The 13,241-nt window shown below is 54.2% G+C and carries 12 protein-coding genes; 10 read left to right on the top strand and 2 right to left on the bottom strand.

The genetic code is table 11. From position 1 onward, the window contains the following. The first annotated feature begins 39 nt into the window (after positions 1-39). The 10 genes from AACY25_RS01990 (at position 40) to AACY25_RS01945 (ending at position 10,142) form a co-directional block, all read left to right on the top strand. Positions 40-1,383, top strand: coding sequence for a UDP-glucose dehydrogenase family protein (locus AACY25_RS01990; RefSeq protein WP_339522207.1), 1,344 nt, complete (start codon positions 40-42; stop codon positions 1,381-1,383). Between the two features lie 16 nt (positions 1,384-1,399). Next, a complete protein-coding gene (locus AACY25_RS01985) occupies positions 1,400-2,407 on the top strand; it encodes an NAD-dependent epimerase (RefSeq protein WP_339522205.1) in 1,008 nt (335 codons plus the stop codon). A gap of 36 nt (positions 2,408-2,443) precedes the next feature. Beyond that, complete coding sequence (locus AACY25_RS01980) at positions 2,444-3,418, top strand: NAD-dependent epimerase/dehydratase family protein (protein WP_339522203.1); 975 nt, start codon at positions 2,444-2,446, stop codon at positions 3,416-3,418. Continuing rightward, on the top strand, positions 3,415-4,434 hold the full coding sequence (locus tag AACY25_RS01975) for an MraY family glycosyltransferase (RefSeq protein WP_445262105.1): 1,020 nt from the start codon (positions 3,415-3,417) through the stop codon (positions 4,432-4,434). The genes AACY25_RS01980 and AACY25_RS01975 overlap by 4 nt, the downstream gene beginning before the upstream one ends. Before the next feature lie 36 nt (positions 4,435-4,470). Then, positions 4,471-6,453: a polysaccharide biosynthesis protein gene (locus tag AACY25_RS01970; protein ID WP_339522199.1), complete on the top strand. Its 1,983-nt coding sequence runs from the start codon at positions 4,471-4,473 to the stop codon at positions 6,451-6,453. A 154-nt stretch (positions 6,454-6,607) separates the two neighbouring features. Then, positions 6,608-6,931: a ComEA family DNA-binding protein gene (locus AACY25_RS01965; protein WP_339522198.1), complete on the top strand. Its 324-nt coding sequence runs from the start codon at positions 6,608-6,610 to the stop codon at positions 6,929-6,931. Positions 6,932-7,058: 127 nt separating this feature from the next. Then, complete coding sequence (locus tag AACY25_RS01960; protein ID WP_339522197.1) at positions 7,059-7,430, top strand: DUF2784 domain-containing protein; 372 nt, start codon at positions 7,059-7,061, stop codon at positions 7,428-7,430. A gap of 105 nt (positions 7,431-7,535) precedes the next feature. Then, complete coding sequence (locus AACY25_RS01955) at positions 7,536-8,342, top strand: SDR family oxidoreductase (RefSeq protein WP_339522196.1); 807 nt, start codon at positions 7,536-7,538, stop codon at positions 8,340-8,342. Between the two features lie 127 nt (positions 8,343-8,469). Beyond that, positions 8,470-9,636, top strand: a complete 1,167-nt coding sequence (locus AACY25_RS01950) for an MFS transporter (protein ID WP_339522195.1) — start codon at positions 8,470-8,472, stop codon at positions 9,634-9,636. 77 nt (positions 9,637-9,713) lie between these two features. Then, complete coding sequence (locus AACY25_RS01945; protein WP_339522194.1) at positions 9,714-10,142, top strand: hypothetical protein; 429 nt, start codon at positions 9,714-9,716, stop codon at positions 10,140-10,142. Positions 10,143-10,148: 6 nt separating this feature from the next. Here the strand turns inward: AACY25_RS01945 and AACY25_RS01940 are convergent, their stop codons facing one another. Then, positions 10,149-10,397, bottom strand: coding sequence for a YheU family protein (locus tag AACY25_RS01940; protein ID WP_339522193.1), 249 nt, complete (start codon positions 10,395-10,397; stop codon positions 10,149-10,151). 69 nt (positions 10,398-10,466) lie between these two features. Next, positions 10,467-13,220 (bottom strand): hybrid sensor histidine kinase/response regulator, encoded by a 2,754-nt coding sequence (locus AACY25_RS01935; protein ID WP_339522191.1) that lies wholly within the window; start codon positions 13,218-13,220, stop codon positions 10,467-10,469. Between the last annotated feature and the right edge of the window lie 21 nt (positions 13,221-13,241).

Here is a 13,241-nt window from a genome sequence, read left to right as displayed (position 1 = left end):
GGTATCGTTGCCGCATTTTTCAGGTGGGGCGAGTCTTTTATGAATATCACTGTCTTCGGCACGGGTTACGTTGGCCTTGTTACCGGCGCTTGCCTAGCTGATGTAGGCCATCAGGTCATGTGCGTGGATGTTGATCAGGCCAAAATCGAGGGGCTTAAGCAAGGTGTTTTACCTATTTACGAGCCCGGTCTGGATTCGATGGTTACCCGCAACCACGCTGAAGGCCGACTACATTTCACCACCGATGCCGCGCAGGGTGTGGCATTTGGTGAGGTACAGTTCATCGCTGTAGGTACCCCGCCAGATGAAGATGGTTCCGCCGATCTAAAATATGTTCTTGCTGTGGCTACTACTATAGCCACTCACATGACGGGTTATAAGGTCATTGTGGATAAGTCTACTGTGCCGGTAGGCACGGCCGACAAAGTCAAAGGCATGGTTGACCAAGTGCTGCAGCAGCGCGACATAAGCCTGCCATTTGATGTGTGCTCGAACCCTGAATTTCTCAAGGAAGGCGCGGCGATTGAGGACTTCACCAAAGGCGCGCGCATTGTCATAGGCACGGATTCTGAATCTGTACGCGTACGTATGCGGGAGTGTTACGCCCCATACAGCCGTAATCATGACAAGTTGATTTTCATGGACGTACGCTCTGCGGAACTGACCAAGTACGCAGCGAACGCCATGCTGGCAACCAAGATCAGCTTTATGAACGAAATGGCGCAATTAGCTGAGCGCTTAGGCGCTGACATTGAGCAGGTACGCTTAGGTATTGGTTCTGATCCACGTATTGGTTTCCACTTTATATATCCCGGTTGTGGTTATGGCGGTTCCTGTTTCCCTAAAGACGTACAGGCGCTCGCACGCACGGCGCAACAAATTGGCTATGAAGCAGAATTGCTAAATGCCGTTGAGGCTGTGAATGATCGGCAGAAAACGGTGTTGTTTACCAAGTTGAGTGCTGCGTTTGATGGGCAGCTTAAAGGTAAAACCATTGCGCTCTGGGGATTGGCATTTAAACCTAATACGGATGATATGAGGGAAGCGCCTAGCCGAGAGTTGATGGAGTCACTTTGGGCCGCCGGAGCCCGGGTCCAGGCTTTTGACCCTGAGGCGATGAAGGAAACCGCGCGTATTTATGGTCAGCGGGCTGATCTGGGTTTGGTTGGTAGCCGTGAGGAAGCCCTCGTAGGTGCTGACGCCTTGGTGATTTGCACAGAGTGGAAGCAGTTCCGAACGGTTGACTTCGCTTGGCTCAAAGGCCAGCTCGTGAGCCCAGTGCTTGTAGATGGGCGCAATCTTTTTGATCCACAGGCTGTTAAAGCGGCCGGGTTGATGTATTACGCCATTGGCCGCGCTGACTCGCTGAAACCCGCCCTCTAGTTACAGGTTTATTGATATGAAAGTCCTAGTAACGGGAGCCGCCGGTTTTATCGGTTTCCATGTGTGTCGTTATTTGTTGGACCGCGGTGATGAGGTTGTTGGGATTGATAACCTGAATGATTATTATGAGGTCGAGCTCAAGCATGCTCGGCTGAATGAACTGCAGCCCTATGCCAACTTTCGTTTTATGCGCATGGACATCGCCGATCGTACTGCGATGGCGGCGCTGTTTGAGGCCGAAGGCTTCAACCGGGTTGTTCACCTGGCGGCGCAGGCAGGCGTCAGATATTCCTTAGAGAACCCACATGCTTATGCCGAAAGCAACCTATTGGGTTTTTTGAATATTCTTGAAGGTTGTCGGAGAGAGTCGATAGAGCATTTGGTCTATGCGTCCTCCAGTTCGGTGTATGGCGCCAATGAAACCATGCCTTTTAGCGTGCACGACAACGTTGATCATCCTGTTTCTCTCTATGCTGCAACTAAGAAAGCCAACGAATTAATGGCGCATTCTTATAGCCATTTGTACGGACTGCCGACAACCGGGCTGCGGTTCTTTACTGTCTACGGCCCTTGGGGGCGGCCGGATATGTCACCGTTTTTGTTTACCCGAGCAATTCTCGAAGGTAAGCCGTTGAAGGTATTCAACTATGGTAAGCATCGGCGCGACTTTACTTACATCGATGATATCGTCGAGGGTGTAGTACATTGCCTCGATCGAATTGCTGTAGGCAACGCCGAGTGGTCTGGACAGCAGCCAGATCCATCAAGTAGTAAGGCCCCTTGGCGTGTTTATAACATCGGTAACAGTGAGCCGGTGGAGTTGCTTACCTACATCGAGTTGATTGAGAAAGCACTAGGTAAGAGTACCGTTAAGGAGCTACTTCCCTTGCAGCCAGGTGATGTCGAGCATACTTATGCAGATGTTGCGGATTTGGTCAGGGATACTGGCTACAAACCTAAAGTTTCAGTGGGCGAGGGGATTAAGCGGTTTGTTACTTGGTACCGCGCATTCTATAAAGTTTGATTCGATTATACAAAGCGCCAGTGGCTAGGTGACCGTGTGAGTATTTCTTGTGATGGCGCCAGTAACCTTCGTTGTTTGGTAACGGGGGCAAATGGATTTATTGGCACTGCGTTGGTCAAACATTTACGGCAGCGTGGTATGTCAGTGCGGGGAGCTGCGCGTCAGTTACCTGACGGTCCAGGGGACTGGATTAAGATCGAGGGCCTCACGAGTAATACGGATTGGCGACCAGCACTTTCTGGCTGTGATGTAGTTATTCACACCGCTGGGCGCGCGCATGTAATGAAAAGGCAGTCGATTGATTCACTGGCGCAATTTCGTGTGGTCAATGTTGATGGGACCTTGGCATTGGCTCGGCAAGCGTTAGAGGCGGGTGTTCGACGTTTTGTTTTTATCAGCTCAATTGGTGTCAATGGTCCGAGCAGTGTTCTTGGTCCCTATACTGAGCAAGATCTACCTGAGCCTCAAGCGTATTACGCGCAATCAAAACTTGAAGCCGAGATGGCGCTGCAGGCGCTTGTAAGTGGGCGCGATATGGAGCTGGTTATAGTTCGTCCGCCCCTTGTTTACTCAGCACACGCGCCTGGGAATTTTTCTAGGTTGCTGAAGCTCGTAAGTCTTGGCATACCTCTGCCTTTTGCGCGGGTGAAGAATCTTCGCAGCATTATTTCCTTAGAGAATTTGCTGGATTTTTTATACTGCAGTGTTGTTCACCCGTCTGCCGCGAATCAGCTGTTTTTAGTGGCTGACGGTCATGATATGAGTATTGCGGAACTTATCGAGTACCTTGCTGACGGTATGGGACGCAGGGTGCTCATGCTCCCAGTTTCTCCTGCCTTAATGAAATATGCAGCAAAAACTCTTGGGGTTTATTCCCAATACCAGCAGCTTTGCGGTGACCTTCAGGTCGATATAGGAAAAGCCCGTACGGTGCTGGGTTGGCAACCGCCGGTTGCAGCTTCTACCGCTCTAAGAGAAAGTGCTATTCGCTATCTGGATCAGAGAAAATGATATTAGCTGTGGTATGTGTATTTACTTTCGTCGCTGCGTTGTTGGCTACAGGACTTTTGCGACGTTACGCCATAGCACGTAGCTTGATGGACATCCCCAACTCACGTAGTTCACACTCTGTACCAACCCCTCGCGGGGGTGGTGTTGCTATTGTTTTTTGCTTTTTGACTGTTTTATTTATGCTTTTTCAAATGGGCTATGTAGGGTGGACGTTATTTTGCGCGCTACTAGGTAGTGGTAGTGGTATTGCATTGTTAGGGTTCCTTGATGATCATGGTCATATAGCTGCGCGTTGGCGCTTATTAGGCCATTTTATTGCGGCTGGTTGGGTGCTGTTTTATCTGGATGGATTGCCGCCGGTTCTAATGCTTGGCGTTACTTACGACCTTAAATGGTTTGGTTATTTGATTGGCGCGTTTTACCTCGTATGGATGCTTAATCTCTATAATTTTATGGACGGTATTGATGGGCTCGCCAGCGCAGAGGCTATTAGTGTGTGCCTCGGCGCGGCGCTTATCTATATTGTTTTGGGGTATATAGATCACAGTGCCGTATTGCTGGTTATGGCTTCTGCAGTAGGTGGCTTTCTCTGGTGGAACTTCCCCCCAGCCAAAATTTTTATGGGCGATGCCGGTAGTGGGTTTCTTGGGATTGTCTTGGCGTGTTTTTCTCTACAGGCAGGTTGGCTCTCCGCCACGCTTGTATGGAGCTGGCTGATTCTACTTGGAGTTTTTATTGTCGATGCAACTTGGACGTTGCTATGCCGTTTACTCCGGGGTGAGGCTTTATATGAGGCGCATCGCAGTCATGCTTATCAGGTTGCATCACGTCGGTACGGACGGCATCTTCCTGTAACACTTGGTGTTTTACTCATTAATTTATTTTGGTTGACCCCTTGGGCTTTAGTTGCTGCCACCGGCTATGTTGATGGTGTGCTGGCATTATTGTTGGCTTATTCTCCGTTGTTGGGGCTGGCTATATTTTTCAATGCGGGCAAACAGGAGAATCAAACATGAGTGTAGATTACGCTTTGCCGCTTGGAGGAAAATTCAATGCTGCGTAAACGCTTGTTGAAATTACCGCGGCGTATGAAACGTAGTCTTCAGGTGGTGACAGATGTAATACTCATTTGGGCGGCTCTCTGGCTCGCTTTTGTTTTGCGCTTAGGCTTCGATTCGCGCATTGATCCGTTGGGTCAACACGCCTGGCTTTTCTTGGCTGCACCGTTGATCGCTATTCCCATATTTATTCGGCTTGGACTGTATCGTGCTGTCATGCGCTATTTTGGCAATGATGCACTGATGACTATTTTCAAAGCCATATCCTTGTCAGCGTTACTTATGGCTTTAACTATTTACTGGTACCGGCCGACAGTTCTTGTTCCACGCTCTTTGGTCTTTAATTACTGGTGGCTTAGCCTGCTTCTGATTGGCGGGCTGCGTTTACTTATGCGTCAGTATTTTATGGAGGGATGGGCGTCTGTGAAGCAGCAGCTACCTTTCATTCCACGTAATGACGGCTTTTTGAAAGTTGCTGTATATGGTGCTGGGGCTGCGGGAAACCAGCTCGTAACTGCCTTGCGAGCAGGGCGAATTATGGAACCTGTAGCATTTATCGATGACGACGATGGAATCGCTACGCGCATTGTTTCAGGTTTGCAGGTTTACAAGCCTAAGCATATTCAGCAGATGATCAAAGAAACCGGTGCTCAAGAAATTCTGCTGGCTATTCCGTCTGCTAGTCGTGCCAGGCGTCGAGAGATTTTAGAGTTCCTTGAGGTTCTTCCTCTTCATGTGCGTTCTGTTCCTGGTTATATGGACTTGGCGACTGGGCGTGTTAAGGTCGAAGATATTCAAGAAGTTGATGTTGCTGATCTGTTAGGGCGCGATATAGTCCCACCGCAGCGCGATCTTTTTGAGCGCTGCATTGCTGGGCAGTCCGTCATGGTCACGGGCGCAGGTGGCTCCATTGGCTCTGAGCTGTGCAGGCAGATTCTTGGTAGTAGCCCAACCGCTTTGATTATTTTTGATCATAGCGAATTTAATCTTTATAGCATTCACGCGGAACTGTTGGTGCGTATAGACCGAGAGCGCCTCAGCGTAAGACTTGTTCCGATACTTGGTTCTATCCGTAATGACTCGCGATTATCTGATCTTATGCGCGTCTGGTCGGTTGATACTGTTTATCATGCCGCGGCATATAAACACGTGCCGATGGTTGAGCATAATATTGCGGAAGGGTTGTTAAACAACGTTTTGGGTACATTGAATGTGGCTCAGTCTTCTATTAGAGCTGGAGTTAAGAATTTTGTACTGATTTCAACGGATAAGGCTGTACGCCCGACAAATATTATGGGCAGTACTAAACGTCTTGCCGAAATGCTTCTGCAGGCGCTGAGCTATGAGACTATGCCACGCTTGTTTAATGATGAGAGCGCTGTGCACATAAGCCAGACGCGCTTCACCATGGTCCGTTTCGGCAATGTACTAGGGTCTTCCGGTTCCGTTATTCCGCTGTTTCACGAGCAAATTCGCCGCGGTGGCCCGGTAACTGTCACACATCCGGACATTACCCGTTATTTTATGACCATTCCCGAAGCTGCGCAGTTGGTGATTCAGGCCGGCGCCATGGGGCAGGGCGGGGATGTGTTTGTGCTGGATATGGGGAAGCCGGTGAAAATTGCCGAACTGGCTGAGAAAATGATTCATTTGAGTGGTTTGAGCGTACGCTCCGAAAAAAATCCGCAGGGTGATATTGCTATCGAGTTCACCGGTTTGCGTCCTGGGGAGAAGCTCTACGAGGAGCTGCTGATCGGCGATAACGTCAGCCCCACTGAGCATCCGATGATCATGCGAGCCAATGAAGAGCATTTACCATGGGAGGCTTTCAAGGGGCGCCTGAGTGAATTGCTGGATGCGGTAGAGCATGATGACTATGAGCGCGTACGTCAGTTGTTGTGTGAGACGGTTAGTGGCTACAAACCAGAAGGTGAGATTGTCGATTGGATTCATACGAAGCGGCGTATGGAACCATAGAGTTATTCAGTCCTTCGGGTAGGACTAAATCGTTGGCTGACGTTCGCCGCGTCAGGACGCACACAGTTATTTGACAAGCGCATGGCAGCAGCTAGTTTTCAGAGCGTGGAGAGGAAATCCCACGTCGATGAAAACTAACGAAAGGATGCACTACATGCAAAAAGCCAAACTGTCTTCTCTGTTGTTCGCTGTTCTTGCTTCCATGTCCCTGGCGGTTTCCGCCGCTGAAACGCAGACCCAGCCAGCCCCTGTTGTTGAAGCGGCTGAAGTGGCGTCGATCGGTAAGGTCAATCTCAATACGGCTGACGCTGCCACCCTGCAACGTGAGTTGCTGGGGATTGGTGAGGTCAAGGCGCAGGCGATTGTTGCTTATCGTGATGAACATGGTGACTTTGCTTCGGTGGATGAATTATTAGAAGTCAAGGGTATTGGTGAGGCAACGCTGGAGAAGAACCGCGATAAATTGAGTATTAACTGACGCGTCCAGTTGTTTTTAATAAAGGCCGGTTATTAACCGGCCTTTTTGCTTTCTGGCGATCATGTTTTTAATACGCTTTGCGTGTTATCTGGTAACAGCAGGCTGAGGATTAACCGCGAGGCGCTTTATGTTTTGGTTGGCATTGGCGGCGGATGCGGTGGTGGTTGTGCATTTGCTGTTTATTATTTTCGCTGTGCTAGGTGGCTTGCTGGTGTGGCGTTGGCGCGGGTTGGTCTGGCTGCATGTGCCTGCGGCTCTGTGGGGCGTGCTGGTGGAACTGATGCATTGGCCTTGTCCGCTGACGCCACTGGAGCACAGCCTGCGCCTGGCTGCGGGGCAGGCGGGGTACAGCGGTGGTTTCGTTGAACACTATCTGCTGCCGATCATCTATCCGGCTGGGTTGACGCCGCAGATTCAGATTGGCTTGGGGGTGTTTGTTCTGCTGCTCAATGCGCTGATTTATGGTCTGTTGCTGTGGCAGCGCTGGCGGCGGCCTTGAGTTGAGCTTAGGCCGCCTTATTCAGATGGATGATGGTATGCGGGCAAGATAATTTCCCCGGCTACACTGGCCCCATCAATCACAGCATCACAAGGCAGCTTTCCTATGCAAAATCGCATGATGATCACCGGCGCGGGCTCGGGTTTGGGGCGTGAGATGGCCCTGCGTTGGGCGCGTGAGGGTTGGCAGTTGGCGCTGTCGGATGTCAACGAGCCGGGCCTAGTGGAAACTCTGCAGATGGTTCGCGAGGCGGGTGGTGATGGTTTCACCCAGCGCTGCGATGTGCGTGATTACAGCCAATTGACGGCGTTTGCCCAGGCCTGTGAGGAGAAGCTCGGCGGCATCGATGTGATCGTCAACAACGCCGGCGTTGCCTCTGGCGGCTTCTTCAGCGAGTTGTCGCTGGAGGATTGGGATTGGCAGATTGCGATCAATCTGATGGGAGTGGTCAAGGGCTGTAAGGCTTTCCTGCCGTTGCTGGAAAAGAGCAAGGGCAAGATCGTCAATATCGCCTCCATGGCAGCCTTGATGCAGGGCCCGGCGATGAGCAACTACAACGTGGCCAAGGCTGGCGTTGTGGCGTTGTCGGAAAGCCTACTGATCGAGTTGAAAATGTATGAAGTGGGCGTGCATGTAGTGTGCCCGTCGTTCTTCCAGACCAATTTGCTGGATTCGTTCCGCGGTCCGACACCGGCGATGAAGGCGCAGGTTGGCAAACTGCTGGAGAGCTCGCCGATCAGTGCAGCGGAGATTGCCGACTACATCTACCAGGAGATCGGCAAAGGCGAGTTTATGATTCTGCCTCATGAGCAAGGCCGCATGGCCTGGGCGTTGAAGCAAAAGAATCCGCAGCTGCTGTACAACGAAATGACGACCATGGCCGATAAGATGCGTGCGCCGCGCGCTAAGTGAAAGGCTGTGTCGAAGTAAGTAGTTGATTTAGCGGTCAACTTAATCGTTGTTCGGGCTTGTCTGTGATGAGCTCGCGCTCTAAGGTTTGCGGTCATGTCGGCATGGCCGCGAAACTGATGGATTTACTGTGAAACCTTTCCCGCGGGCCATGCTGTTGCTGGCCCTGATCTTGGCCGCAATCAACCTACGGCCCGGCATCACGTCCCTGGCGCCGCTGATCGAGCGGATCGCCGAAGAGTTGGCCTTGAGCCGCAGTCTGATCAGCCTCACGACTGCCCTGCCGGTCTTGTGCATGGGCTTGCTGGCACCGTTTGCTCCGCGTTTGGCGATGCGTCTGGGTTTGGAATGCACCATCGCCTTGTGCATGGCGGTGATTGCGCTGGCGCTGCTGCTGCGTGCGGTGGGGCATGCAAGTGCCATTTTGATTGGCAGTGCGGTGTTACTTGGCGCTGCCATTGCGGTTGCCGGGCCTTTGCTGTCGGGCTTTATCAAACGTCACTTTGCCGGACGCATGGGCAGTGTGGTGGGTTGGTACTCGCTTAGCATGGCAATTGGCGGTGCCGGTGGCGCGGTACTCACAGTGCCGGCCACTCAGTGGCTGGGCGATGATTGGACCTATGGCCTGGCGATTTGGGCATTGCCAGCGCTAGTGGGGCTGGTGTTCTGGCTATGCCTGCCCAACCGTGTCGAAGCCGAGAGCGGGGAGGGCGGTATGGGCTTGCCCTGGCGGCAGCCGCGTGCATGGTTGATCAGCGCGTTCTTTGCCATTCAGGCCGGCTTGTTTTATGCCCTCGCCACCTGGGCTGTTGCGCGTTATCACGAAGCTGGCTTGAGCCTGATGCACAGCAACAGCCTGTTCAGCGTGTCGATGCTGATGGGCTTGCCCAGCTCATTTCTGCTGCCCTGGTTAGCGCAGCGTTACAAGAACCGCTATCTGCTGCTGGTGGCCTGTGGGTTGGTATCGTCGATCAGTCTGGCGATGATCACCTTTCAGCCGTCGGTGCTGCCTGAGCTGTGGGCGGTCACCATCGGCTTTGGCCTGGGCGGCTCCTTTGCCTTGTCGTTGGTGTTGCCGTTGTATGAGGCGGGCTCGCCACTGGCGGTCAGCCGTTGGACGGCGATGATGCTGTGCATGGGTTACTGCATTGCGTGCCTGACCCCGGTGCTGACCGGCCTGGCGCGCGACCTGGCAGGCAACTACCAATTGCCATTTATGGTGCTGACGGGGCTTGCGGTATTAATGACGCTGCTGGCCTGGACGATGCGCCGCGGACCGAAGCGTGCCCACGGTTGATGCTTATTTGGCAGCAGTTCCTTCCTTGGCCAGGACGGCTGTGATAGAAGGCAGCCTTGATTTGCTGGAGTGCCTGCGTGGAGTCCGAATCCATCGTTTATGGTTGCATCCGTGACTGGCCGTCTGATAGTCCGGCGGAAAGCCGTTTGCGTCGCGAAATTAATCGGCAGGTGCTCGATGAGCTACCGATGGGCGATGCCTGGAGCTTTCTTGGGCGGGAGATGTTTGCCTGTTGTGAGCAACCGAGTGATGGTCTGTACCAGACCCAGGTGATCCACTTTGGCGCCAGCTATCGCACCGTGGAGTATGAGTGGAGCCTGTGGATCAAGCAGTTCGAGGCCCTGCTCAAGAGCCTGTACTGGGCCAGCGCGGTGGTGCATCTGGAAACCGAGCTGAACGGCACGCACACCTTTCGCTGGGAGTCGGATAACGGCTTTCACAGCCCGCAGGAAGGTGAGTTGCGCGTGCGCTGTGCGTGGGAGCGTGAGGGCGGCCTGCGCGGTTAGCCGGATTTAGTCCTCAAGAGTGTCAAGCGCATCCAGCCATTCTTTCGGCACATCGCGTTTCAGCGCCAGCTGGCATTGCTGGCTCTCCGCATCAAACACAATCACCGCCTGGCCTTTGCTCAGGGCGTGGCGTACCCGTTCGATACGCGTATCCAGCGGGGTTTCGTCGCCATTGTCGGTGCCGTCGCGGGTGACGAAGTCTTCGATCAGGCGGGTCAGGGTGTCAGCTTCGAGCAGGTCATACGGAATCAGCACGGTAGGGTCTCCAGAATGCAGCGCGGATGCTAACGCGCGCGGCCCTGGCTGACCATGCTTGCTGCGCCGTTATTGGGCGGACGGCTCAGCTGGCTGCAAGTAGGCTTCCAGGGTGCTGTACAGCTTGGCGCTGTCCAGCGGTTTGCCGAGGAAATCATTCATCCCGGATTCGACCCCGTGCTGGCGGTGCTCATCGAGAATATGTGCGGTCAGGGCGATGATCGGCACCGCCGGCAGGTTGTACTGACGCTCCAGACGGCGGATCTGCCGGGTGGCTTCGAAGCCGTCCATCTCTGGCATTTCGCAGTCCATTAGGATCAGTTGCGTGGCGCCTGGGTCGCGTTGGTACTCATTGAGAGCGGCCAGGCCATTGGTCACCAGGCGCACGTTGTAGCCGCGTTTTTTCAGAAAGCCCTGCACTACCAGCTGATTTACCGGGTTGTCTTCGGCCACCAGGATGCACGGCGTGCTGCCGGTGTCGTTGTAGGTTTTTGGCAGCGGTTTGATCTCGGCAACACGCGGCTCTTCATAAAGCTCCAGCAGTGCAGTGCGCAGCGCATTGATCGCCAGCGGTTGCGGCAGACCAAGCAGGCGCAGGCCAGCGGAGCTGGGCAATTGCTGGCATTGTTCGGGTGCACAAAGTAGTAGCACGCGTTGCCCTGGCTGTAATAGCGGGCGCAGCGAATCCAGCCAGTGCTGGATGCTGCCCGGCCAGGGCGCCATCAATACCAGCAGTGGCGGGGCGGCAAAATCTTCCAGATAGCCGAGTAGGGTTTCCGGGTTTTGACAGCGTTCGGTGCGCATGCCCCAGCGGCCCAGCAAGCGGCTCAAGGCATCCAGGCCGAGGCCGTCGAGGGAGGTGAGCAGCGCGGTACGGCCCTTGAGCAGTTCGTGCAGCGGGTCGGCTGGCAGGGGCTCTTCGGCTTGTGGGATGTCGAAGGCGAAGCGTGTGCCCTGACCCGGAGTGCTCTGCACTTCGATACGGCCACCCATCATTTCCACCAGCTCCTTGCTGATTGCCAGGCCCAGGCCGCTGCCGCCGTAGCGGCGGGTGGTGCTGGAGTCGCCTTGGGCGAAGGATTCGAACAGCTGGGTCAGGGCCTGATCGCTAATGCCGATGCCGCTGTCACTGATGGCAAACACTAGATGCGGTTTACCCTGGGAATCATTGCGTCGGCAAACATTCAGCGCCACATGGCCCTCGGCGGTGAATTTCAGGGCGTTGCTGAGCAGGTTCATTAGCACCTGCTTGAGCCGCGTCGGGTCGCCTTGGGCGCGGCGTGGTACGCCACTTTCCAGGCTGACGTAAAGGCGCAGGCGCTTGTCCAGGGCTTGGCCGGTGAACAGGCTGAGGGTGTCGGAGATCAGTTCTTCCAGGTCGAACTCGATATGTTCCAGGCTGAGTTTGCCGGATTCGATGCGCGCGTAATCCAGGATGTCGTTGATCACCGCCATCAGTGAACTGCCGGAGCTGGAAATGGTGTCGACGTAGAAGCGCTGGCTGCGGTCCAGTGAGGTTTCCTTGAGCAGCTGCAGCATGCCCAGCACGCCATTGAGTGGGGTGCGGATCTCGTGGCTCATCTTGGCTAAAAAGCGGCTCTTGGCCAGACTCTCGATTTCCGCCTGCTCGGCAGCACGACGCGACTGGAAGCCTTCCTCTTTAAGCAGGTTGATGCGATCGGCCAGTCCGATGGACAGGGTGATCAGCTCGATGGTCACGCCGATTTTCACCACCGTGGCGCCGAACACGCCTAATACCTCCAGCCCCAGCGAGCCGGTGGTGGCCTGAATAAACGCAAACAGCAGAATGGCCCAGGCCAGGGTGTAGTAGGAACCGTACCGCACCCCTCGGCGCCAAACATAGAGGCCAGTGAGCAGCAGTGCCAGCGATACCAGCGAGACGGTAACGCTGGCCAGAATATTCCACGCATTGAAGCCGATCAGTGGCACCGCCAGTAAGCAACCGGCGCAGGCCAGCATCAAGAGGCGCAGGGCGGTATCCAGGCGCGGAAAATACTGTGGTGCGTGGAGGAAGTGGCGGCTGAACTGAATGGCCGTCAGGCAGTGCAGGTACATCAGGATGTAGATGCTCACCGACTGGAATGCCACATGTTCAGGCAGCAGTTTGAACAACATGCCATCGAAGCAGGCAGCCAGCAGGCCGACGTTGAGGTTGTAGGTCAGGTACCAGAGGTAGGCTGATTCACGCAGGGAGATAAACAGGAACAGGTTGTAGCAAAACATCGCAAACAGCACGCCGTAGAACGCGCCATTAAAACCCATGAGGTTTTCCTGCGCCGCGGCACTGGCCTGGTAGGTGCTGAAGAACAGCGGCATAAAGATCGTACTGGTGGTTTTAACCCGAACCAGCAGTGTGCTTTCACCGGGTGCTAGCTCAAGCGGAAACCAGAAGTTGCGCACCTGTACCGGGCGCTGGGAAAAGGCATAGCGGTCGCCGCTTTCCTGCATCTGCCACTGGCCGTCGGTAGCAGACAGGAACACCTGCAGATGATCGAGCAGCGGATAGTTGACTTCCAGATAGCCGGCTAGGCTCTGCGCCAAGCTGTTATTCAGCCGTACTTTGAACCACCAGACCGAATCATTCTTGCCGAGGTTGGCGTGTTCGCCCTTGGTCGGGATAAATCGCTCATCAGCCAGGTTGCCAACCTGCTCGACGTTTAGCTCACCCTGCGGGTCTTCCAGATAGCCCATGGATGAGCCGAGAGACAGGCGCAGGTCAGCGTTGTCCAATGTGGCAGGCAGCAGTGCCCATGCCGGCCCGCACAGCCAGAAGAGCACCACCGCCAGGCATATACGAGGCATTCACCGACCTCAATATTTCTA

It is taken from the genome of Pseudomonas sp. EA_35y_Pfl2_R111, assembly GCF_963970955.1.
Taxonomy (GTDB): Bacteria; Pseudomonadota; Gammaproteobacteria; order Pseudomonadales; family Pseudomonadaceae; genus Aquipseudomonas.
This window is presented reverse-complemented; position numbering and strand designations above follow the sequence as displayed.